The sequence below is a fragment of the Nesterenkonia maliinae genome, assembly GCF_051262655.1.
Lineage (GTDB): Bacteria > Actinomycetota > Actinomycetes > Actinomycetales > Micrococcaceae > Nesterenkonia.
This window is the reverse complement of record NZ_JBIMEY010000001.1, coordinates 776,265-799,553: the sequence shown is the minus strand read 5'-3', so window position 1 is coordinate 799,553 and position 23,289 is coordinate 776,265. Positions and strand designations below refer to the sequence as shown.

Annotated in this window: 19 protein-coding genes and 3 tRNA genes; 14 read left to right on the top strand and 8 right to left on the bottom strand. The window is 68.0% G+C overall.

Annotated features, from left to right (window positions below; translation table 11 throughout):
- Window positions 1–82: 82 nt before the first annotated feature.
- Entirely contained in the window at window positions 83–661 is a 579-nt protein-coding gene (locus tag ACHAA4_RS03655; protein WP_435772986.1) for an ANTAR domain-containing response regulator, read from the top strand.
- Window positions 662–774: 113 nt separating this feature from the next.
- Here the strand turns inward: ACHAA4_RS03655 and ACHAA4_RS03650 are convergent, their stop codons facing one another.
- The 7 genes from ACHAA4_RS03650 to ACHAA4_RS03620 form a co-directional block, all read right to left on the bottom strand.
- On the bottom strand, window positions 775–1,965 hold the full coding sequence (locus ACHAA4_RS03650) for an acetyl-CoA C-acetyltransferase (RefSeq protein ID WP_435772814.1): 1,191 nt from the start codon (window positions 1,963–1,965) through the stop codon (window positions 775–777).
- Window positions 1,966–2,092: 127 nt separating this feature from the next.
- Window positions 2,093–2,749 (bottom strand): CoA transferase subunit B, encoded by a 657-nt coding sequence (locus ACHAA4_RS03645; RefSeq protein ID WP_435772813.1) that lies wholly within the window; start codon window positions 2,747–2,749, stop codon window positions 2,093–2,095.
- Between the two features lie 7 nt (window positions 2,750–2,756).
- Window positions 2,757–3,539, bottom strand: a complete 783-nt coding sequence (locus ACHAA4_RS03640; protein ID WP_435772812.1) for a CoA transferase subunit A — start codon at window positions 3,537–3,539, stop codon at window positions 2,757–2,759.
- A gap of 73 nt (window positions 3,540–3,612) precedes the next feature.
- On the bottom strand, window positions 3,613–4,410 hold the full coding sequence (locus tag ACHAA4_RS03635) for a 3-hydroxybutyrate dehydrogenase (RefSeq protein WP_435772811.1): 798 nt from the start codon (window positions 4,408–4,410) through the stop codon (window positions 3,613–3,615).
- A 79-nt stretch (window positions 4,411–4,489) separates the two neighbouring features.
- Window positions 4,490–5,902: a GntP family permease gene (locus ACHAA4_RS03630; RefSeq protein WP_435772810.1), complete on the bottom strand. Its 1,413-nt coding sequence runs from the start codon at window positions 5,900–5,902 to the stop codon at window positions 4,490–4,492.
- Window positions 5,903–6,032: 130 nt separating this feature from the next.
- Window positions 6,033–7,208 (bottom strand): PucR family transcriptional regulator, encoded by a 1,176-nt coding sequence (locus ACHAA4_RS03625; protein WP_435772809.1) that lies wholly within the window; start codon window positions 7,206–7,208, stop codon window positions 6,033–6,035.
- A 128-nt stretch (window positions 7,209–7,336) separates the two neighbouring features.
- Window positions 7,337–7,657, bottom strand: a complete 321-nt coding sequence (locus ACHAA4_RS03620; protein WP_435772808.1) for a CHY zinc finger protein — start codon at window positions 7,655–7,657, stop codon at window positions 7,337–7,339.
- Window positions 7,658–7,757: 100 nt separating this feature from the next.
- On the opposite strand from ACHAA4_RS03620, the gene ilvD reads away from it, so the two are divergent.
- The 13 genes from ilvD (at window position 7,758) to ACHAA4_RS03555 (ending at window position 22,129) form a co-directional block, all read left to right on the top strand.
- On the top strand, window positions 7,758–9,539 hold the full coding sequence (gene ilvD / locus ACHAA4_RS03615) for a dihydroxy-acid dehydratase (RefSeq protein ID WP_435772807.1): 1,782 nt from the start codon (window positions 7,758–7,760) through the stop codon (window positions 9,537–9,539).
- A 349-nt stretch (window positions 9,540–9,888) separates the two neighbouring features.
- Complete coding sequence (locus ACHAA4_RS03610; protein ID WP_435772806.1) at window positions 9,889–11,766, top strand: acetolactate synthase large subunit; 1,878 nt, start codon at window positions 9,889–9,891, stop codon at window positions 11,764–11,766.
- 3 nt (window positions 11,767–11,769) lie between these two features.
- Window positions 11,770–12,303, top strand: coding sequence for an acetolactate synthase small subunit (gene ilvN, locus ACHAA4_RS03605; RefSeq protein ID WP_435772805.1), 534 nt, complete (start codon window positions 11,770–11,772; stop codon window positions 12,301–12,303).
- A 66-nt stretch (window positions 12,304–12,369) separates the two neighbouring features.
- Window positions 12,370–13,395 carry a ketol-acid reductoisomerase gene (ilvC, locus tag ACHAA4_RS03600; protein ID WP_435772804.1) on the top strand — a complete coding sequence of 342 codons (1,026 nt, stop codon included), beginning with the start codon at window positions 12,370–12,372 and terminating at the stop codon, window positions 13,393–13,395.
- 103 nt (window positions 13,396–13,498) lie between these two features.
- Window positions 13,499–15,094 carry a phosphoglycerate dehydrogenase gene (gene serA, locus ACHAA4_RS03595; RefSeq protein ID WP_435772803.1) on the top strand — a complete coding sequence of 532 codons (1,596 nt, stop codon included), beginning with the start codon at window positions 13,499–13,501 and terminating at the stop codon, window positions 15,092–15,094.
- Between the two features lie 73 nt (window positions 15,095–15,167).
- The gene (metG, locus tag ACHAA4_RS03590; RefSeq protein WP_435772802.1) at window positions 15,168–16,778 is read left to right on the top strand and encodes a methionine--tRNA ligase; all 1,611 of its coding nucleotides are present in this window, start codon (window positions 15,168–15,170) and stop codon (window positions 16,776–16,778) included.
- A gap of 137 nt (window positions 16,779–16,915) precedes the next feature.
- Window positions 16,916–17,989 (top strand): 3-isopropylmalate dehydrogenase, encoded by a 1,074-nt coding sequence (locus ACHAA4_RS03585; RefSeq protein ID WP_435772801.1) that lies wholly within the window; start codon window positions 16,916–16,918, stop codon window positions 17,987–17,989.
- A gap of 113 nt (window positions 17,990–18,102) precedes the next feature.
- Entirely contained in the window at window positions 18,103–19,176 is a 1,074-nt protein-coding gene (locus ACHAA4_RS03580; protein WP_435772800.1) for a branched-chain amino acid aminotransferase, read from the top strand.
- 124 nt (window positions 19,177–19,300) lie between these two features.
- Window positions 19,301–20,074, top strand: coding sequence for a fumarylacetoacetate hydrolase family protein (locus tag ACHAA4_RS03575; RefSeq protein ID WP_435772799.1), 774 nt, complete (start codon window positions 19,301–19,303; stop codon window positions 20,072–20,074).
- 9 nt (window positions 20,075–20,083) lie between these two features.
- Entirely contained in the window at window positions 20,084–21,619 is a 1,536-nt protein-coding gene (gene gltX / locus ACHAA4_RS03570; RefSeq protein ID WP_435772798.1) for a glutamate--tRNA ligase, read from the top strand.
- Between the two features lie 125 nt (window positions 21,620–21,744).
- Window positions 21,745–21,816, top strand: a tRNA-Gln gene (locus ACHAA4_RS03565).
- Between the two features lie 71 nt (window positions 21,817–21,887).
- Window positions 21,888–21,960: transfer RNA gene (locus ACHAA4_RS03560), tRNA-Glu, on the top strand.
- A 93-nt stretch (window positions 21,961–22,053) separates the two neighbouring features.
- A tRNA-Glu gene (locus ACHAA4_RS03555) sits at window positions 22,054–22,129 on the top strand.
- Between the two features lie 233 nt (window positions 22,130–22,362).
- Here the strand turns inward: ACHAA4_RS03555 and ACHAA4_RS03550 are convergent.
- The gene (locus tag ACHAA4_RS03550) at window positions 22,363–23,211 is read right to left on the bottom strand and encodes a CPBP family glutamic-type intramembrane protease (RefSeq protein ID WP_435772797.1); all 849 of its coding nucleotides are present in this window, start codon (window positions 23,209–23,211) and stop codon (window positions 22,363–22,365) included.
- Window positions 23,212–23,289: the final 78 nt, after the last annotated feature.

The window sequence follows — 23,289 nt, the reverse complement described above, 5'->3', positions numbered from 1 at the left end:
CGACGCCCACGAGACGGCCTCCCCAGCGGGCGGCACCGAAGCAGCTCCTGCGGCTGCCACCGGCGGGACCGCGCCGCGCCGCGTGCTCGTCGCCGAGGATGAGACGCTCATCCGACTCGACATCGTCGAGATCCTCACCGGCGCCGGCTACGACGTCGTCGGCGAGGCTGACAACGGCGAACGCGCCGTGGAGCTGGCCCGGGAGACCGAGCCGGACCTGGTGGTGATGGACGTGAAGATGCCCATCATGGACGGGATCACCGCCGCGAAGCTCGTCGCCGAGGAGCGCATCGCCCCGGTGGTCATGCTCACCGCCTTCTCCCAGCGCGACCTGGTCGAATCGGCCCGCGAGGCCGGCGCCATGGCCTATGTGGTCAAGCCCTTCACCGAGAACGACCTGATCCCGGCCATCGAGGTCGCCATGGCGCGCTTCGACGAGATCCGGGCGCTGGAGGACGAGGTCACCTCGCTGGCGGACAAGTTCGAGACCCGCAAGCTCGTGGAGCGGGCCAAGTCCCTGCTCACCACCAAGATGGGGCTCACCGAGCCCGAGGCCTTCCGCTGGATCCAGAAGACCTCGATGGACCGCCGACTCTCGATGCGCGAAGTCGCCGAGACCGTCGTCGACCAGATGACCGACTCCCCGCCATACCTGAAGTAACACCCCCGCTTCCGTCGAGGGGCGGATTCTGCGACTGGTTGAGGCCTTCTTCGGCCCCAGATGCTCGTAGAATCCGCCCCTCAACGCGCGGGTGGGGGTTGTGAGCGGGCAGCTCAGCGGGGGACGGTGAGGATCAGAGCGTCGCCCTGGCCGCCGCCGCCGCACAGGCCCGCGGCTCCGGTCCCGCCGCCGCGACGGGACAGCTCCAGGGCGAGGTGCAGCACCAGGCGTGCGCCGGACATGCCCACCGGGTGGCCCAGCGCGATGGCGCCTCCGTTGACGTTGAGCTTGTCCTCCGCGAGGCCGAGCTTCCGCGCCGAGGCCACCCCCACGGCGGCGAACGCCTCGTTGATCTCGACCAGATCCAGGGACTCTGGGTCGATGCCCTGCTTCCTGCACGCCTCGGCGATCGCATTCGCCGGCTGCAGCTGCAGGGAGGAGTCCGGTCCGGCCACCATGCCGTAGGCGCCGATCTCTGCCAGGGGAGTGAGCCCGAGCTCTCGCGCCTTCTCCGGGGTCGTCACGATGACGGCGCAGGCCCCGTCGGAGATCTGCGAGGATGATGCCGCCGTGATCGTGCCCGCCTTGTCGAAGGCTGGGCGCAGCTTCCCCAGGGATTCTGCCGTGGTCCCTGCTCGGATGCCCTCGTCGCGGCTGACCGATACCGGGTCACCCTTACGCTGAGGGACCTGAACGGGAGTGACCTCCTCGTCGAAGACCCCTTCGTCCCAGGCCTGAGCGGCACGTTCATGGGAGAGTGCCGCGACACGGTCCTGCTCTGCCCGGGAGACCTCCGTCTCTGCGGCGTTGCAGGACTCGGTCAGGGCTCCCATGCTCTGCTGTGTGGCCTGATCGAACAATGCGTCATAGGCCATCGAATCCACCAGGGTCGTGTCCCCGTAGGTGGTGCCCCTCCGCGAGCCCGGCAGCAGGTGCGGGGCGTTGGACATCGACTCCATGCCGCCGGCCACCACCAGCTCACACTCACCGGCGCGGATCAGCTGGTCTGCATAGGCGATGGCGCTGAGCCCGGACAGGCAGACCTTGTTCACCGTGATCGCTGGGACCCCAGCGTCAATGCCCGCCCCCAGGGCGGCGGTGCGGGCCGGGTTCTGTCCCGCGCCGGCCTGGATCACCTGCCCCATGATCACGTAGTCGACCTGGTCGCTGCGGACCCCGGTCTTCTCCAGGGCGCTGCTGATCGCAGCGGACCCCAGCTGGGCGGCGGTGAGGGAGGAGAGCCCGCCCATCAGCTTGCCGATCGGGGTGCGGCTTCCTCCGAGGATCACGGATCCGGGTGCCATGGGTGCTCCTTCATGCTGTGGTCGACTCGATGGTGTTCTGCATCATACGTAGTCTGCGGTGTTCGGTACGGTGCGGCGGCGGCTCAATATGGCTCGACGCCGGCGCCGGCGGCTCAGTACGGTTGGCTCAGTGCAGCTCCACGCCGGTGGCGTCGCGCACCTGTTCCTCGCTGACCCCCGGGGCGGTCTCCACCAGCCGCAGGTGCGAAGCTGACTCGCAGTGCACGACGTCGATCACAGCCAGATCGGTGATGATCCGGTCCACCACGGCCTTGCCGGTCAGCGGCAGCGTGCAGGCCGGCAGGATCTTGGGGGAGCCGTCCTTGGCCACGTGTTCCATCAGGCAGATGACCCGTTCGGCGCCGTGGACCAGGTCCATGGCGCCGCCCATGCCCTTGACCATCTTGCCGGGAACCATCCAGTTGGCGAGGTCCCCGTTCTCGGCGACCTGCATGCCGCCGAGGACTGCGACGTCGATCTTGCCGCCGCGGATCATGCCGAAGCTGGTGGAGGAGTCGAAGAAGGCCGCGCCGGGGAGCACCGTGACCGTCTCCTTGCCGGCGTTGATCAGGTCCGGATCCACCGCATCCTCGGCGGGGTAGGGGCCCACCCCGAGGATGCCGTTCTCGGACTGCAGCACCACGGTGCGCTCGGCCGGGATGTGGTTCGGGATCAGGGTCGGCATGCCGATGCCCAGGTTCACGTAGGCACCGTCGGGGAGTTCGGCGGCGGCGCGGGCGGCCATCTGGTCGCGGGTCCAGCCCGCGGTGGTCTCGGTGGTCATGACTGGATCACTCCTTCTCGTCGCTGCGGACGGTGCGCTTCTCGATGGGCTTGTCGATCTCCGCGCCGACCTCCACGATCCGGTGCACGTAGACCCCGGGGAGGTGGACCGCGTCGGGGTCGATCTCCCCGGGTTCCACGAGCTCCTCGACCTGGGCGATGCAGACCTTGCCCGCCATGGCGGCGTCGGGGCTGAACTGCCGGGAGGCCTTGTTGAACACCAGGTTGCCGTGCCGGTCGCCGCGCTGGGCGTGGACCAGGGCGAAGTCGGCGACGATCGACTCCTCCAGGACGAAGTCGAGCGTCCGACCGTCGTGGAGGGTGAAGGGCCGGACCTCCTTGGGCGCGGATTCCTTGGCCACGCCGCCGGAGCCGTCGTAGGTCATCGGGATGCCGCCCTCGGCGACCTGCGTGCCCACTCCGGAGCGGGTGAAGAACGCCGCGATGCCCGCGCCGCCGGCACGCATCTTCTCCGCGAGGGTGCCCTGCGGGACCAGTTCCAGCTCGAGCTCCCCCTCCAGGTACTGGCGGGCGAACTCCTTGTTCTCTCCGACATAGGAGGAGGTCATCTTCGCGATCCGGCGGGCCGCCAGCAGAACGCCCAGGCCCCAGCCGTCCACGCCGCAGTTGTTGGAGGTCACGGAGAGCCCAGAGGCGCCCTGTTCCAGCAGCGCGTCGATGAGCTGGATCGGGTTGCCGGAGAGGCCGAAGCCTCCGACGGCGAGCGAGGCTCCGTCGGGGATGTCAGCGACGGCCTCGGCGGCGGTCGCGACGGTCTTGTCGATGGTCATGGGCCCTCCTCAGGGATGTGGCTCGAATGGACGTGGGGTGGATGGACTGGTGGATCTTGCGTGATGGGCCAGCTCAGCTGGCGGTCCATCCTCCGTCGAGGGCGTAGGACGCTCCGGTCACCATGCCCGCGGCGTCGGAGGCCAGCCAGCTGGCCAGGGAGGCCACCTCCTCGGGCTCCACCAGCCGCTTCACCGCGGACTCGGTGAGCATGATCTTCTCGATCACCTGGTCCTCGTCGATGCCGTGGATCCGGGCCTGGTCTGCGATCTGCTTCTCCACCAGCGGTGTGCGCACATACGCGGGGTTGATGCAGTTCGACGTCACCCCGTGCTCGGCGCCCTCCAGGGCCGTGACCTTGGAGAGCCCCTCCAGCGCATGTTTGGCGGTCACATAGGCGGATTTGTACGGGCTGGCGCGCAGTCCGTGGACCGAGGAGATGTTGAGGATCCGGCCGAAGCCGCGCTCGTACATGCCGGGCAGGGCGGCGCGGATCAGCAGGAACGGAGACTCCACCATCAGCCGGTGCATGAACCGCCACGACTCGGGGTCGAACTCGTGCAGGGGAGCGACCCGCTGGATGCCGGCGTTGTTGACCAGGATGTCCGCATCGAGGACCCCTGTCTCCGCGGTGAGCTCCTCCAGGGCAGCGGTCTCGGCGAGATCCACCGTCCAGGCGGTGCCGCCGATCTCGGCTGCCAGAGCCTCGGCGGCGTCGCCGTCGCGGTCGCAGACCGTCACGTGGGCTCCGGCGGCGGCGAAGGCCCGGACGCAGGCCGCACCGATGCCGGAGGCTCCGCCGGTGACGACGGCGCGGCGGCCGCTCAGCGCATCGGCTGGGATCGTCGAGCTGCGAGTGGTGTGGGGGTTCATCATGCTCCTTGGGAGGCGTCAGGAATGAAACGGGTCATCAGGAGTGGCCACGGATGCGGCCATCGGAGGAGGTCGGGGATCAGAACCCTCCGACGGCCGAGACGAGAGCGATCAGCGCCACGACCACCAGCACCGGGATGACGAGCGTCACCATACCGATGTCCTTATAGGACTGACGGTGGGTGAGGCCACAGACGATCAGCAGGGTGACGACGGCGCCGGAGTGGGGCAGCGTGTCCAGGCCGCCTGCCGCCATGGCGGTCAAGCGGTGCATCATCTCCAGGCTCATGCCTTCGTCCTCAGCCATGGTGCGCAGGTCGGCGCCCAGGGCGTTCAGCGCGATCGTCATGCCCCCGGAGGAGGAGCCGGTCAGCCCGGCGGTGATCGAGGTCGTGACCACGGAGGTCACCAGCGCGTTGGCGCCCATGCCGAAGACCGAATCGCGGACCACGGCGAAGGCGGCCACCGAGGCGACGACGGCGCCATAGCCGACCTCGGAGGCGGTGGAGAAGATCGGCAGCATGGAGCGCTTGACGCCGTCGTTGAACCCGATCTTCAAGGTGCTCCACTGACCGAAGTTCAGCGCGACGATCAGGCCGACCGCGGCCACGATGCCCACGACCACGGCCCACAGTCCGGCGCGGGAGTCGTAGGTGATGGCACCGAAGGTGTCCTCCTGCAGGTACGACCAGTCCAGTGCGGGGAAGATCAGCAGGGTGCAGGCGAAGTTCACCGCAAAGACGGTGAGCAGCGGCAGGAAGGGAACGAGTCGGTTGGGCGGCGCGATCGTGGTGGCGACCGTGGAGCCGTCGTCGGAGGATCCTCCGATGACCTTCTTGGACTCCACAGACTCGAAGTGCTCGCCCTTGGCGATCAGGCTGCGACGGCGGTGCTCCAGCCACAGCATGCCGAGGCTGAAGATCAGGATGCCGCCGAGGATGCCCACCCCCGGTCCGGCGTAGGCGTCGGTGCCGAAGAACGGCCCGGGAATGATGTTCTGCACCTGTGGGGATCCCGGCAGGGCAGTCATGGTGAAGGTGAAGATGCCCAGGGCGATGGTGCCCGGGATCAGCCGGCGCGGGATGTCGGCCACGCGGAACAGCTCGCGCGCCAGCGGATACATCACGAACGCGACCACAAAGAGGCTGATCCCGCCGTAGGTCATCAGCGCGGAGGTGATCACCGTGGCGGCGATGGCCCTGCGGCTTCCGATCCAGCCGGTCACGGTGCGTGCGATCGACTCGGCATAGCCGGTCACCGTCATCAGGATCCCGAAGATCGCCCCGACCAGGAAGACCGGGAACCAGCTGCCCACGAAGCCCGCCATCGCCGGCATGAAGATCTCGGTGTAGGAGGCCAGGATGGGGGCGCCGGAGAACAGCACACAGACGACGGCGGCGACGGGAGCGGCCAGGATCACCGGCACGCCGCGATAGGCGAGGGTGATGAGCAGCAGCAGGGACACGATGATGCCAAAGATGCCCAGAATCATGGAGGTCTCCTCATGGAGGTGGCGAGCGAGTGACGACGGTCACGACGTCGTAGACCAGCATGCGGGCTGGAGTGTGACGTGGGCTACATCCGTTTGCTCAACCCTGGAGCACCTGTTTCGTAGCTGGCTACTAATGCGTCCTGCGGGGGAGTGTCCCTCGGTGGGCGGCGAGCGCCCAGGACAGCTCGACGAGTGTGTCCAGGTCTCCGAGATCCGACCCGGTGATCTCCTGGAATCGCTGCAGCCGGTAGCGCAGCGTGTTGACGTGCACCGGGATGCTGCGGGCGGCCAGGGGGATGCTGAGCCGGTGGCTCAGGTAGGCGTCCACGGACTCGAGCACGTGCGCGCCGAATTCGCCGGCCTCGGCCAGCGGCTGCAGATGGCGCCCCTGCAGCAGCACCGTGACCTCTGGGGTGGCGTGGATCCCGGCCCGCCAGGAGAGGCGTTCCAGGTCCACCACGCCGGTCTGCCCCACGGCTGCGGCTCCGCGCAGGGCGGTGGAGGCGCACTCGAAGGATCGCGGCAGCTCATCCAGGGTCACTGCGGGACCGAGGCCGACGGTCAGCTGCTCCGGTTCCGAGTCCAGCGGCGGCTCGCCGATGAGGATGCCCACCAGTGTGCTGGCCCGGACCGCCGTGAGCGCCCTGGTCCCCGTTGCCTCGGCCCACTCGTGGAGCAGCCGCTGGCGGTCGAGGTCTGCCTCCGGATGCGAGTCTGCGGCCAGCGCTCGCAGGGGTGCGGCCGTGGGGACGTCGTAGAGCGCTGCGCCGCGGGCCAGCTCGGTCGGCTCCATCCAGGTGGCGACGGCATCGCCGATCCAGGCGGCTCGCCGGGTGGAGTCGGCCAGGGCTCGGGAGACATCCTTGTCCCGGTAGACGATGACCGCGCGGGCGGAGAACGCGTCCCCCAGCTCCCAGAGCAGGGTGGAGGAGGCGAGGACCTGGTCTACGGGGATGCCGTGGTCGGGGGCGTGGTCCAGCAGTCGGTGCAGGATCACGGACATGCAGGATCGGAAGCCGGCGAGCACGCTTCCCACTGGCACTCCCTGGGCGTGTCGCTCGGAGGCCAGGGCGTCGGCCTCGGCGACGTCGTCGTGGGAGGGCCGGAGGCCGGCGCGGACGGTGCTGATGCTCAGGGCGATATTGCGCCGGACGGAGGCTTCCAGCGCGGCGGTGGGGACGTCGTCGTAACCGGGCACCGTGGCGCGGATGTTGCGGATGGTCTCTTCGAGGATGCTGCCGTCCTCCTCGAGGGCGGCCAGCAGCTGGTCCCAGGCAGTCTCGGCAGGGCGCTCATCCGCTGTCATGGGGCTCACGATACCGCCGCCCGGCCCTGCTCTCCTGCCATTCCCGTATGGACTCGGGCCTGGTTTTCGGCGCCACCGTGTTCATCGTCTCGCTGTGAGGGTGTCGAGGGGCTGCCGCTGAGGTGGGGTCAGAGCTCGAAGTAGAACTGGTGATGCGTCGCGCAGCCAGGGTTGAACCCTGCCCCGCAGTGCGCGCAGGACTGCGCGAGCAGGTACTCCGCAATGCTGAACCGTGCCCGGCAGACCCCGCAGAGCAGCGCGCGCTCCTCGCGGCGGGCCCGCGGCCAGACACGGATCGGGTGCGCCTCGGCCTGACGGTGACACTCCAGGCACGGATACCAGCGGTCGCAGCAGAAGAACCTGATCGCGACGATGTCCAACGGCCCCGCGTAGTGCGCGCACCGGGTCTGCTCATCCACCACTGCCCCGCGGATCTGCACCTCATCCATGGTGTCGAGGCTATCGCTCCACCCCAGTCGAATTCTGCATCGTGAGACGGGCGGCGGTGCGGGTGCGCCGTGACACGTTGACAGGCATAGAATCCAAAGCATGGCTGAGCACACCGCAGAGACCCCCGAGAACACCCCTGACATCGTCCAGGGCAAGGCCCCCTTCACCCCGCCCAAGGCGGTCACCGGCCCCTCTATCCCGGAGAAGCCCCGCAGCTGGGAGGTCACCGACGGCTACACCCGCGCCCCCGCGCGCGGCATGCTGCGCGCGGTCGGCATGGGCGACGACGACTTCTCCAAGGCGCAGATCGGCATCGCCAGCTCCTGGAACGAGATCACCCCCTGCAACCTCTCCCTGGACCGCCTCGCCAAGGCCTCCAAGGAAGGGGTGCATGCCGGCGGCGGCTACCCGCTGGAGTTCGGCACCATCTCGGTCTCCGACGGCATCTCCATGGGCCACGAAGGCATGCACTACTCGCTGGTCTCCCGCGAGGTCATCGCGGACTCGGTCGAGACCGTCATCCAGGCCGAGCGCCTCGACGGCTCGGTGCTGCTCGCCGGCTGTGACAAGTCCCTGCCCGGCATGCTCATGGCCGCGGCCCGGCTGAACCTCTCCAGCGTGTTCCTCTACGCCGGCTCGATCATGCCCGGCGTCGCCCGCTTCGCCGACGGCACCGAGAAGCAGGTCACCCTGATCGACGCCTTCGAAGGCGTGGGCGCGTGTGCCCGCGGCACCATCAGCGAGGCTGACCTCGACGTCATCGAACGCGCCATCTGCCCCGGCGAAGGCGCCTGCGGCGGCATGTACACCGCCAACACCATGGCCTGCATCGGCGAGGCGCTCGGCATGTCGCTTCCCGGCTCCGCCGCCCCGCCCTCGGCCGACCGCCGCCGCGACCACTACGCGCACAAGTCCGGCGAGGCCGTGGTGGAGCTGCTCCGCCAGGGCATCACCACCGGGGACATCCTCACCAAGAAGGCCTTCGAGAACGCCATCGCGGTGACCATGGCCTTCGGCGGCTCCACCAACGCGGTGCTGCACCTGCTGGCGATCGCCCGCGAGGCCGGCGTGGAGCTGAAGCTCGAAGACTTCAACCGCATCGGCGACAAGGTGCCCCACCTCGGTGACCTCAAGCCCTTCGGCCAGTACGTGATGGCCGACGTCGACCGGGTCGGGGGAGTGCCGGTGGTCATGCGCGCCCTGCTCGACGCCGGCCTCATCCACGGCGACGCGCTCACCGTCACCGGCAAGACCGTGGCCGAGAACCTCGAGTCGATCAACCCGCCGGACATCGACGGCAAGATCATCCGCGCCCTGAACGACCCGATGCACCCCAACGGCGGCATCGCGGTGCTCCACGGCTCGCTCGCCCCCGAGGGCGCCGTGGTGAAGTCCGCCGGCTTCGACGCCGAGGTCTTCGAAGGCACCGCCCGGGTGTTCGAGCGCGAGCAGCAGGCGCTCAAGGCCCTGGAGGAGGGCAAGATCCAGGCGGGCGACGTCGTCGTCATCCGGTACGAAGGCCCCAAGGGCGGACCCGGCATGCGCGAGATGCTCGCCATCACCGGCGCCATCAAGGGCGCCGGGCTGGGCAAGGACGTGCTGCTGATCACCGATGGTCGCTTCTCCGGAGGCACCACCGGTCTGTGCATCGGCCACATCGCCCCCGAAGCGGTCGACGGCGGGCCCATCGCCTTCGTCGCCGACGGTGACCTGATCCGGGTCGACATCGCCGGGCGCAGCATCGAGCTCGTCGTGGACGCGGCCGAGTTCGCCACCCGGCAGCAGGACTGGACCCCGCTGCCGCCGTTCATCACCACCGGTGTGCTGGGCAAATACGCCAAGCTCGTCCGCTCCGCCGCAGAGGGCGCCTACTGCGGCTGAGCCGGTCAGGATCGGGGTCAACAGACCGGATTTCCACGATGTGAGACGGGCATCCGGGATGTTGACACTGATCACAGGCCAGGGAAGCATGGACGCCATGCGTCAACTACTAGCGGTAGTACCCGTAACCGCCGCCGGGGGACATGTGAAGTGATTCACACGCCTCAGGTCGGCCGCTCGTCCGTCTCACCCGAGGCGGCCGAATGGTTGAACTGGAGCTGACGCATCCGCTCACCCCGGCATGAAGGCCCCACAGGCTTTTCAGCCGGGGTTTTCTCTTGACCGGAGTGGATCCGCGACGGATCAGAGACTTCTTGGATCAATTCGGGAACCAGAGACTGAGGAAAAGATGAGCAATCCGACAGCCACGAGCCCAGCCATGCTGGCCTCGAAAGCATCCAGCAGCGCCGCTGGGACCTCCGCTGACCCCCGCCTGTACGGCCCCGGCCGCACAGTCGCCCCGGTAGAGGTCACAGGCTCGCAGTCCATCATTCGCAGCCTCGAAGAGCTGGGTGTGACAGACGTCTTCGGCATCCCCGGCGGAGCGATCCTGCCCACCTATGACCCGCTGATGGACTCCGACCAGGTCAACCACATCCTGGTCCGCCACGAGCAGGGCGCCGGACACGCCGCCCAGGGCTACGCCATGGTCACCGGGGAGGTCGGCGTCTGCATCGCCACCTCCGGACCCGGCGCCACCAACCTGGTCACCCCGATGGCCGACGCGCACATGGACTCCGTGCCGATGGTCGCGATCACCGGACAGGTCAACGCCAACGTGATCGGCACCGACGCCTTCCAGGAGGCCGACATCGTCGGGATCTCCACCCCGATCACCAAGCACTCCTTCCTGGTCACCGACGCCGATCAGATCCCGAAGATCATGGCGGAGGCCTTCCACCTGGCCTCCACCGGCCGGCCCGGCCCGGTCCTGGTCGACGTCACCAAGTCCGCCCAGGTCGCGAAGACCACCTTCTCCTGGCCGCCGAAGATCGAACTCAACGGCTACCGCCCGGTCACCCGCGGGCACTCCAAGCAGATCCGCGAGGCCGCGAAGCTGATCCAGGCCGCCTCCCGCCCGGTGTTCTACGTCGGCGGCGGCATGATCAAGGCCAACGCCTCCGAGGAGTTCCACGCGCTGGCCGAGACCGTCGGTGCCCCGGTGGTCACCACCCTGATGGCCCGTGGCGCGTTCCCGGACTCCCACGAGCAGAACCTGGGCATGCCCGGGATGCACGGCACGGTCTCCGCCGTCGCCGCGCTGCAGCGCTCGGACCTGCTGATCACCCTCGGTGCGCGCTTCGACGACCGGGTCACCGGGCAGCTCGAGACCTTCGCTCCGGACGCGAAGGTCATCCACGCCGACATCGACCCCGCCGAGATCTCCAAGAACCGCACGGCCGATGTGCCGATCGTCGGCTCGCTCGACGAGATCGTCCCGGAGCTCGCCTTCGCCTTCGACGCACTGGTCGCCAAGCACGGACGCACCGACATCAGCGGCTGGTGGAAGCAGCTCAACCGCTTCCGCGAGACCTACCCGCTGGGCTACGCCACCCCCGAGGACGGCAAGATCGCCCCGCAGCAGGTCATCGAGAAGATCAACCAGGCCTCGGGACCCGAGGCCGTCTATGTGGCCGGCGTTGGACAGCACCAGATGTGGTCCGCCCAGTTCGTCAAATACGAGCGGCCCCGGCAGTGGTTGAACTCCGGCGGTCTGGGCACCATGGGCTACTCGGTGCCTGCCGCCATGGGCGCCCAGGTCGGCAACCCGGACCGGGTGGTCTGGGCCATCGACGGTGACGGCTGCTTCCAGATGACCAACCAGGAGCTCGCCACCTGCGCGATCAACAAGATCCCGATCAAGGTCGCGGTGATCAACAACTCCTCGCTGGGCATGGTGCGGCAGTGGCAGACCCTCTTCTACGAGTCCCGCTACTCCAACACCCACCTGAACACCTCCGTCACCGCAGAGGGCGGCGAGGTCGTGCGGATCCCGGACTTCGTCAAGCTTGCCGAGGCCTATGGCTGCGTGGGGCTGCGCTGCGAGCGACCCGAGGACATCGACGCCGTCATCGCCGAGGCCATGGCGATCAACGACCGCCCGGTGGTCATCGACTTCGTGGTCTCGCGTGATTCCATGGTCTGGCCGATGGTCCCGGCAGGGGTCTCCAACAGCGACATCCAGTTCGCGCACAACCTGACCCCGCAGTGGGACGAGGAGGACTGACATATGGGCACTCATGACATCGTCGCACCCGAGCAGCGGCGCACCCTCTCGGTCCTGGTCGAGGACGTCCCCGGCGTGCTGACCAAGGTCTCCGGGCTCTTCGCCCGCCGCGCCTTCAACATCCACTCCCTGGCGGTGGGTCCCTCCGAGCTGCCCGGGCTGAGCCGGATCACCGTGGTGGTCGACGCCGACTCGAAGCTGCTCGAGCAGATCACCAAACAGCTGAACAAGCTGATCAATGTCATCAAGATCATCGAGCTGGCACCGGAGAACTCGGTCCAGCGCGAACACCTGCTGATCAAGGTCAAGGCTGATGCGCCCACCCGTCTGCAGGTCACCCAGGCCGTCGAGCTCTTCCGCGCCAAGATCGTGGACGTCTCCGTGGACTCACTCACCGTTGAGGCCACCGGCGCACCTGACAAGCTCAATGCTCTTCTGGAGGTCCTGGAGCCCTTCGGAGTCCGCGAGATCGTGCGTTCCGGCACCCTCGCGATCTCCCGCGGCGCGAGATCCATGACCGACAAGGCCCTGCGCTGACCATCTGAGAATCACCGTCAGAACCACTGACCTGTTACCCAATCCCCAACATGAGGAGACCTCACTGTGACTGATCTCTATTACGACGACGACGCCGACCTGTCCGTGCTCAGCGGCAAGAAGGTCGCTGTCATCGGCTACGGATCCCAGGGCCATGCCCACGCGCTGTCGCTGCGCGACTCAGGCGTCGACGTCGTCGTCGGTCTGAAGGCTGAGTCCAGCTCCAAGGCCAAGGCCGAAGAGCAGGGCCTGACCGTGAAGACCGTCGCCGAGGCATCCGCCGAGGCCGACGTCATCATGATCCTGGTCCCGGACCAGCACCAGGCCGCGGTCTACTCCGCCGAGATCGCCCCGCACCTGGTGCCCGGCAACGTGCTGCTGTTCTCCCACGGCTTCAACATCCGCTTCGGCTACATCGAAGCCCCCACCGAGGTCGGCGTCGCCATGGTCGCCCCCAAGGGACCGGGCCACGTGGTCCGCCGCGAGTACGAGGCAGGCCGCGGCGTCCCCGCCCTGATCGCCGTGGAGCAGGACCCCTCGGGTCAGGCCAAGTCCATCGCCCTGGCCTACGCCAAGGGCATCGGCGGCACCCGCGCCGGCGTCATCGAGACCACCTTCACCGAAGAGACCGAGACCGACCTCTTCGGCGAGCAGGCAGTCCTCTGCGGCGGCGCCTCCCAGCTGGTGCAGTACGGCTTCGAGACCCTCACCGAGGCCGGGTACAAGCCCGAGATCGCCTACTTCGAGGTGCTCCACGAGCTCAAGCTGATCGTGGACCTGATGGTCGAGGGCGGTCTGACCAAGCAGCGCTGGTCCATCTCTGACACCGCGGAGTTCGGCGACTACGTCTCCGGTCCCCGCGTGATCTCCCCGGAGGTCAAGGACAACATGAAGGCGGTTCTCGCCGACATCCAGTCCGGAGCCTTCGCGAAGCGCTTCATGGATGACCAGCGCGACGGCGGCAAGGAGTTCAACGAGCTCCGCAAGAAGAACGAGTCGCACCCGATCGAGTCCACCGGGCGCGAGCTGCGCAAGCTCTTCTCCTGGATCCCGCAGGATGACGACTACACCGAGGGCACGACCGCTCGATGAGTGATCACGGTGAGCGGGGCGGGCTCTCACAGGCCCGCCCCGCTCACCGTCTTCGCGTGACCAGACCACCCCAGAAAAGCGCACCGAGCAGAAGAAGGACATTGTGAGCACTCACCGCCCCGTCGTCGTACTTGCCGAAGAACTCTCACCCGCCACCGTCGAGGCGCTGGGCCCGGACTTCGAGATCCGCCAGTCCGACGGAACCGACCGCGAGCGGCTCTTCGCCGATCTCTCCGACGCCGACGCGATCATGGTCCGCTCCGCCACCCAGGTCGACGCCGAGGTGCTCTCCCACGCCAAACAGCTCAAGGTCGTCGCCCGCGCCGGCGTGGGTCTGGACAATGTCGACATCAAGGCCGCCACCGCGGCCGGGGTGATGGTCGTGAACGCCCCGACCTCGAACATCACCTCCGCGGCCGAGCTCACCTGCGCCCACATCCTGGGCCTGGCCCGGCACATCTCCCCGGCGCACCAGGCGCTGCGCGACGGCGCGTGGAAGCGCTCGAAGTACTCCGGGGTGGAGCTCGCGGAGAAGACCCTCGGCGTGATCGGGCTGGGCCGCATCGGCGGTCTCGTGGCCGAGCGGATGAAGGCCTTCGACATGGACATCATCGCCTACGACCCCTACGTGACCTCGGCCCGGGCCCACCAGCTCGGCGCCCAGCTGGTCACCCTGGAGGAGCTCTACGCGAAGTCCGACGTGATCACCATCCACATGCCCAAGACCCCTGAGACGCTGGGGATGCTCAACACCGAGGCCTTCACGAAGATGAAGGACACCGCCTTCGTGGTCAACGTCGCCCGCGGCGGCCTGATCGACGAGGCCGACCTCGAAAAGGCACTGGCCGCCGGCACCATCGGCGGCGCCGCCGTCGACGTCTTCGCCACCGAGCCCTCCACCGACCTGCCCTTCTTCACCCGCGAGAACGTCGTCGTCACCCCGCACCTGGGCGCCTCCACCGCCGAGGCCCAGGAGAAGGCCGGCGTCTCGGTGGCGAAGTCGGTCCGCCTGGCCCTGGCCGGCGAGCTGGTCCCCGACGCGGTCAACGTCGCCGGCGGCGCCATCGACGAGCTGGTCCGCCCCGGCATCCCGCTGATCGAGAAGCTCGGTCGGATCCTCAACGCCCTGGCCACCGACGCCTTCACCGACATCGAGACCGAGGCAGCCGGCGAGATCGCCGAGCTCAACGTCTCCGCGCTGCAGCTGGCCGCGCTCAAGGGACTGTTCACCGACGTCGTCTCCGAACAGGTCTCCTACGTCAACGCCCCGGTGCTCGCCGAGCAGCGCGGGATCTCCACCCGGCTGACCACCACCACCGAGGTCGAGGACTACCGCAACGCGCTCACCGTGCGCGGCGCCACCAGCTCCGGAACCAACCTCGAGGTCCGCGGCACCCTCACCGGACCCAAGCAGATCCAGAAGATCGTCGGGATCAACGGCTACGACCTCGAGATCGCGCTCACCGAGCACCTGGTCGTGCTCGAATACGCCGACCGCCCCGGCGTGGTCGGCGCCCTGGGTCGGATCCTGGGGGAGCACCAGGTCAACATCGCCGGCATGCAGGTCTCGCAGAACACCAAGGAAGGCCGCGCGCTGGCAGTCCTGGCCATCGACGCCGCCCTGCCGGCAGGCGTGCTGGACGCGATCAACGCCGAGGTCCAGGCCAACCTGGCCGCCGAGGTCGACCTCGAAGACTGATCGTCGTGCAAGTCCCGGTGCAGGTCTGAGCCCCAGACCTGCACCGGGCAACCACGTGGGGTAAATTCCTAGGGTGACTTCTTCCAAGCCCCCGTTCTACATCACCACTGCGATCTCCTACCCCAATGGGACGCCGCATATCGGCCACGCCTACGAGTACATCGCCTCTGATGCGATGGCGCGCTTCAAGCGCCTCGACGGACACGAGACCTATTTCCTCACCGGCACCGATGAGCACGGGCAGAAGATGCAGCAGTCCGCGGAGAAGGAGGGCATCTCCCCGCGCGAGCTGGCCACCCGGAATTCTGCGGAGTTCAAGCGGGTCGACGACGACGTCCTGGGCGTCTCCTACGACCGCTTCATCCGCACCACCGACGAGGACCACTATGCCGCGTCCACCGCCATCTGGCGGCGCATGGTCGAGGCCGGGGACATCTACCTGGACAAGTACGCGGGCTGGTACTCGGTGCGCGACGAGCGCTTCTTCACCGCCGACGAGACCGAGGTCCGCGCCGACGGTGAGCGCTACGCCACCGAGACCGGCACCCCGGTGACCTGGACCGAAGAGGAGTCCTACTTCTTCCGGCTCTCGAAGTACCAGCAGCCGCTGCTGGACTTCTTCTCCAAGAACCCCGACTTCGGGGGACCGCGCACCCGCTTCAACGAGGTGATCCGCTTCGTGGAATCAGGTCTCGACGACCTCTCCATCTCCCGGACCACCTTCGACTGGGGCGTGCCGGTGCCCAAGGACCTCACCGCGGACGAGACCAGCCTGGACCACGTGATGTACGTCTGGGTGGACGCGCTGACCAACTACCTCACCGGGGTCGGCTTCCCGGACACCGAGTCGGAGAGCTTCAAGAAGTTCTGGCCCGCCGACGTCCATGTCATCGGCAAGGACATCTCCCGGTTCCACTGCATCTTCTGGCCCGCGTTCCTGATGAGTGCCCGGCTCGAGCTGCCCAAGCGGGTGATGATCCACGGCTTCCTGCACAACGCCGGAGAGAAGATGTCCAAGTCCGTGGGCAACGTCGTCGCGCCCGCCGCCTGGGTGCAGGAGTACGGGCTCGACGCCGTCCGGTTCTTCCTGCTGCGCGAGTTCCCCTTCGGAGCCGACGGCTCCTACACCCACGAGGCGGTGCTGGGCCGGAAGAACTCCGACCTGGCGAACAACCTGGGGAACCTCGCCCAGCGGTCGCTCTCGATGGTGGTGAAGAACTGCGAGGGGATGATCCCGCAGCCCGGGGAGCGCACCGCGGCCGACCGTCGGATCCTGGCGCAGGCCGATGAGCTGCTTCAGATCAGCCGCGAGGCCTACGACATGCAGGACTTCCACCGCGCGCTGGAGCGCACCTGGTTCGTGCTGGGGGAGGCCAACGCCTACTTCGCCGAGCAGGAGCCCTGGAAGTTGAAGAAGACCGACCTCTCCCGGATGAACACGGTGCTCTACGTGACCGCGGAGGTCGTGCGCAAGGTCGCGCTGCTCGCGCAGCCGGTCATGCCGGACTCGGCCACGAAGCTGCTGGACGCGCTGAACGTGGAGGTCTCCGGCGACGCCGGCCGGACCAACGCCTCCGGTGCGGGTCCGCGCAGCTTTGAGGCCTTCCACACCGAGCTGGTCCCGGGCACCGCGCTGAGCAAGCCCACACCGATCTTCCCCCGCCACGAGGAGAAGACCGACTGAGTCGGAACAGTCCGGTCTGAGCAGGCAGGATCCCGGCCGCCCGGCGGCGAATCCGCTCCACGCGGCCGGGGTCTCAGATGTTGAGAGCCCGCCTCGCGCAGCCGCTCCGCTCGGTGACCAGCGCATAGAGTGACGCTATGGCTCAGAACACATTCGACATTGCAGTAATCGGCGGCGACGGCATCGGACCCGAGGTGGTCGCGGAGGCCCGCAAGGTGCTCGACGCCGCCCTGGCCGCGGAGAGCGCCGAGTTCACCTACACCGAGTACTCCCTGGGCGCCGAGCACTGGCTCAGCACCGGAGAGACCCTCACCGAGGAGACGCTGCAGGCGCTGCGCGGACACGACGCGATCCTATTCGGCGCCGTGGGCGCCGATCCGCTGGACACCCGGGTGCCCTCCGGGATCATCGAGCGCGAACTGCTGCTGGGTCTGCGCTTCAACCTCGACCACTGCGTGAACCTGCGTCCCACCCGCTCCTACCCCGGGGTCGTCTCCCCGCTGCGCGGCGTGGACGAGGAGAACCCGATCGACTTCGTCGTCGTCCGTGAGGGTACCGAGGGTCCCTACGCCGGCAACGGCGGGCTGCTGCGCCGCGGTACCGACGCGGAGATCGCCACCGAGGTCTCGGTCAACACCGCCTACGGCGTGCGCCGGGTGGTGGAGGATGCGTTCGTCCGCGCCCAGGCCCGGGACAAGCACCTGACCCTGGTGCACAAGAACAACGTGCTCACCTACTCCGGTGACCTCTGGACCCGCACGACGACGGCCGTGGCCGAGTCCTTCCCCGACGTCCGCTGGGACTACCTGCACGTCGACGCGGCCACCATTCACATGGTCAACAACCCGCAGCGCTTCGACGTGATCGTCACCGACAACCTCTTCGGCGACATCCTCACCGACCTGGCCCCCGCCATCACCGGCGGCATCGGCCTGGCCGCCTCGGCCTCGATCAACACCGCCGGCACCGCGCCGTCGATGTTCGAGCCGGTGCACGGCTCGGCCCCGGACATCGCCGGCAAGGCGATCGCCGATCCCACCGCCACGGTGCTCTCCGCCGCGCTCATGCTCGATCACCTCGGCCTTGGTGAGGCCGCGGCCCGGGTCGAGGCCGCGGTCCACGCCCAGCTGAGCCAGTGGGCGCAGGACGGCAGCACCGGTCTGAGCACCGGCCAGCGCGGCGACGCCTTCGTGGCGCGGCTCTCCAGCTGAACCGCCCGGGCGGCCGTGCTGCGCGACCCGGCGGGGGAGCGAGTCTCGTAGAGTAGGGCAGGAGACTCGCATCCGCCGGGGCGCACCTGCCCGTGCACATCTGAAAGGTCACCATGACGTTCCACCACACCCCCCATCCGACGCCCACCACAGCCGATCGGCTGCAGGAGATCCTGGCGAACCCGGGATTCGGGGCACACTTCACCGACCACACCTCGGTGATCGACTGGACGTCTGAGGGCGGCTGGGAGCACGCCCGGGTCGAGCCCTACGGCCCGATCACCCTGGACCCGGCGGCCGCTGTGCTGCACTACGCCCAGGAGATCTTCGAAGGCATGAAGGCCTACCGCCACGCCGACGGCGCGATCTACACCTTCCGCCCGCTGGAGAACGCCAAGCGGCTCAACCGCTCGGCCGTGCGGATGGCGCTGCCCGAGCTCCCCGAGGAACTCTTCATCGAATCCCTGGAGGAGCTGGTCCAGACCGATAAGGACTGGGTCCCCGAGGGCGACGGCGAGGCGCTCTACCTGCGGCCCTTCATGTTCGCCTCTGAGGCGTTCCTCGGTGTCCGCTCCGCCCGGGAGGTCTCCTACCGGGTCATCGCGTCCCCTGCCGGGAACTACTTCGGCGGCGAGCTCAAGCCGGTGCGCATCTGGGTCTCCCGCGACTACATCCGCGCCGCCCCCGGCGGCACCGGAGCGGCCAAGACCGGCGGCAACTACGCCGGCTCCCTGGCCGCCCAGCAGCAGGCCACCGCCAAGGGCTGCGACCAGGTGCTCTTCCTGGACCCCATGCGCGAGAACGCCGTCGAGGAGCTCGGCGGCATGAACGTCTTCCTGGTGACCGCCGACAACAAGCTCATCACCCCCGCCCTGACCGGCACGATCCTCGAGGGCATCACCCGCGCCTCGGTGATCCAGCTGGCCAAGGACCGCGGCATGGAGGTCCAGGAACGCCTGGTCACCCTCGAGGAGTGGGACGCCGGCATCAACGACGGCAGCATCACCGAGGCCTTCGCCTGCGGAACCGCCGCGGTCATCACCCCGATCGGGGAGCTGCTGGACGGGGAGCGCAGCATCGCCTCCGCCGGCACCGGCGAGGTCACCCTCTCGATCCGCGAGGAGCTGCTGGGCATCCAGACCGGCGCCGTCGAGGATCGCCACGGCTGGATGCACCGCCTCGCCTGAGCATCCGCGCCGCTGCACCTCTGGACCGCTGAACCTCTGGACCGCTGAGCTTCTGGACAGCTGGACCGGAGGACAACTGAACACGATCAGAACGTGCAATGCGCGTGGGCGATAGAGTTGGCCCATGCGCATTGCACGTTTTGTCACGGACGCCGAACCCTCCTACGGTCTTGTCACCGGGGGAGAGGGCGAAGAAACCATCATCCAGCTCAACGGAGACCCCTTCTATCAGGGGATCCAGCAGACCGAGACCACCCACCGCCTCGAAGACGTGCGGCTGGTCGCCCCGATCATCCCGCGCTCGAAGGTGATCGGCGTCGGCCGCAACTACGCCGACCACGTCAAGGAGATGGGCGGCGAGACCCCCGTCTCCCCGCTGCTCTTCCTGATCCCCAACACCGCCGTGGTGGGCCCCAACGAGCCGGTCACGCTGCCCTCCTTCTCTGAGGAGATCAGCTACGAGACCGAGCTCGCCGTCGTCATCGGGCGCATCTGCAAGGATGTGCCGGTGGACCGGGTCGAGGAGGTCATCTTCGGCTACACCGTCGCCAACGACCTCACCGCCCGCGACGCCCAGCGCACCGACGGCCAGTGGGCCCGCGCCAAGGGCTTCGACGGCTCCACCCCGCTGGGTCCCTGGATCGAGACCGACCTCGAGCCCGAAGGCCTGCGGATCTCCGGCCGGCTCAACGGCGAGACCGTCCAGGACGGCTCCACCTCCGAGATGATCTTCGGCGTGGCCGAGCTCATCGCCTACATCTCCCAGGCCTTCACCCTGCTCCCCGGAGACGTCATCCTCACCGGCACCCCGGCCGGCGTCGGACTGCTCAGCTCCGGAGACCGCTTCGAAGCGGACATCGAAGGCATCGGCACACTCGTCAACCACTTCAGGAACTGATTCCCCGCTATGACAGCCACCTCTGCACCGTCCACCGAGATCCCCGCGGTGGACCCTTCCACGCCGGTCCGTGTCCGGTTCTGCCCCTCACCCACCGGCACCCCGCACGTCGGGCTGATCCGCACGGCCCTGTTCAACTGGGCCTACGCCCGGCACACCGGCGGCAAGATGATCTTCCGGATCGAAGACACCGATACCGCCCGGGACTCCGAAGAGTCCTACCAGCAGCTGCTCGAGGCGCTGCGCTGGCTCGGCATCGACTGGGACGAGGGCGCCGAGACCGGCGGCCCGCACGCCCCCTACCGGCAGTCCCAGCGCGGAGAGTTCTACGCCGATGTGCTGCAGAAGCTGCTCGCGGCAGGATTCATCTACGAGGCCTTCTCCACCCCGGAGGAGGTCGAGGCACGCCACCAGGCTGCCGGCCGGGACCCGAAGCTGGGCTACGACGGCTTCGACCGCACGCTGAGCCAGGACCAGATCGACGCGTTCCGGGCCGAGGGCCGCGAACCGGTGCTGCGCTTCCGGATGCCCGATGAGGACATCACCTTCACCGACGTCGTGCGCGGGGAGATCACCTTCGGCGCCGGCTCCACCCCTGACTTCGTGGTGGCCCGGGCCAACGGTCAGCCGCTCTACACCCTGGTCAACCCGGTGGACGACGCCGCCATGGAGATCACCCACGTGCTGCGCGGAGAGGATCTGCTCTCCTCCACCCCCCGCCAGGTGGCGCTCTACCGGGCGCTGCACGCCGTGGGCGTGGCCAAGCACATGCCGGTCTTCGGACACCTGCCCTACGTGATGGGGGAGGGGAACAAGAAGCTCTCCAAGCGGGACCCCGAGTCGAACCTCTTCCACCACCGCGACCGCGGCTTCATTCCCGAGGGACTGCTGAACTACCTCGCCCTGCTGGGCTGGTCGCTCTCGGCCGATGAAGACATCTTCACCGTGGAGCAGCTGATCGAGCACTTCGACATCACCGATGTGCTGGCGAACCCGGCGCGCTTTGACGTGAAGAAGGCCGAGGCCATCAACGGCACCCACATCCGCCTCCTGGGCGCCCCAGACTTCCGGGGCCGTCTGGTTCCCTACCTGCAGGCCAGGGGCCTGCTGGGGGAGCAGCTGACCGCGGCGCAGGCCGCACTGCTCGACGGCGCAGCCCCGCTGGTCCAGGAGCGGATCGCCCTGCTGGACGAAGGTGCCGACATGATGGCGTTCCTCTTCACTGACGACGCCGACCTCGCCATCGAGGACAAGGCCTTCAGCGGGCTCGGTGATCAGGTCTTCGAGACCCTGGACGCCTCGATCGCGGCGCTGACCGACATCGAGGACGCCCGGTGGACCACCGAGGTGATCGAGGCCGCGCTGCGCGAGGCCCTGCTGGAGGGGCTTGAGCTCAAGCCGCGCAAGGCCTTCGGGTCGGTCCGCTCGGCGATCTCCGGACGGCGGGTCTCCCCGCCCCTGTTCGAGTCGATGGAGCTGCTGGGACGCGAGTCCTCGCTGAACCGGCTGCGTCGGTTCCGGGAGCTCTTCGCCGCACGCGGCTGATCGCTTCTGCACTCATCGGTGGCGCCCCGGTCATTTTGTGCTTGGGCGCCACCAGTGTGTATAGTTATCTCCCGTTGCTCGGCGCGAAAATCTGCGCTGACGCAGCGGCGTTGACAAGCGAATAGTGGGCTATGGTGTAATTGGCAACACAGCGGTTTCTGGTACCGTCGTTCTAGGTTCGAGTCCTAGTAGCCCAGCGAAGACCCTGACGTGGTCTTTATCACAGCAAGACCGGCCCTCGGCGACGGGGGCCACAGTTATGGAATACGGCCCCATCGTATAGCGGCCTAGTACGCTGCCCTCTCACGGCGGTAACGCGGGTTCGAATCCCGCTGGGGTCACGGTCGTCTGGCCCCCGAGCTCCTTGGAGCGCGGGGGCCAGACATTCCACAATGCAGAATCCTTCCGGATTTTCGGGAGGCATAAATCCATAAGGCCCCATCGTATAGCGGCCTAGTACGCTGCCCTCTCACGGCGGTAACGCGGGTTCGAATCCCGCTGGGGTCACCACGGCCCGCTGTGCAGACCTCAGGTCTGCCCAGCGGAGGCTGAGGAATTTTCATCGCAATGCTCGTCCCATAGGGGCGGGCATTTCGCGTATCTGACTGTGCATCCGTCCAGGGGGACGTGAGCGGATTCTTTGCTCGCCTCACCGCGTCACGACCTCACCGCTGCCCCATCTCACCGCTGCCCCGCTGACCCTATCCATCTGGAACGCGGGATCAGCGGGGGAATGTCAGCGGTCAGGCCAGGGCGGTCCCTGTCAGTGCGAGCGCGACCCACATGCCGTTGAACACCACGTGGACCAGCACCGCTCCCCAGATCCGACCGGTGAAGAGCACGAGCAGTCCGCAGGTCAGGCCGACCAGGGTCAGATACACCGGTTCGTCCCAGCGATTCATCCCGTTGACGGCATGCAAGGCGACAAAGGCGCCGGTCGAGGCGACGATGGCCAGCATGCCTGCTTCCAGACCATGCCGAGCCATCCGGTACACGGAGACGAGCACCACCCCACGGAAGAGGAGCTCCTCCAGGAGCGGCAGGATCAGCACGGGTGCGACGATGACCAGGAGCAGCCACATCGGATTGATGTTGAGTCCGCCCCCGAGGGTGGAATAGGACGGCATACCACCAGGGCTGCCCGCGGCGACCTCGAGCCACCCTTGCACGATGCGCAGCAGGACGCCCAGGGCGAGACCCCACAGCAGGTCTGTCCAGCGGAAGCGGAAAAGTCCGCGCGGACGCGAGCGGGTAAGCGCGATGACCACGGGCACTGCCATACCGACCCAGAGCAGCACCGAGGACAGCAGGGGTCCCAGCGGAGCCTCAAGCTGAGTCCTCGCGGCCACCGAGAGCACCAGGGCCGCGCCGACGGCAACCGCGGTGTAGGCCAGCAGCGTCCCGTTCCAGGCGCGTGCGGTGCGGCTGCCCTCGAGCCAGGTGCGGGTTCCACGTGCTCGGCGCTCAGCCGCCGCCGCCCGCTTCGACGCCGACCCGTGCCTCACCGCGACGGGTGCGGAAGGCTCTGAGCTGGGGGTTTCCGCGTGGCTGTGGTTGGGGTCCGTGTCGAGGGCGTTGTTTTCGGGCTTCACCCGGCTAAACCTACCCGAGAGAGACGGAATTCTTCGTCGGTCAGCACGGGCGGCATGGCCCGTCCCCTCGGTCGATCG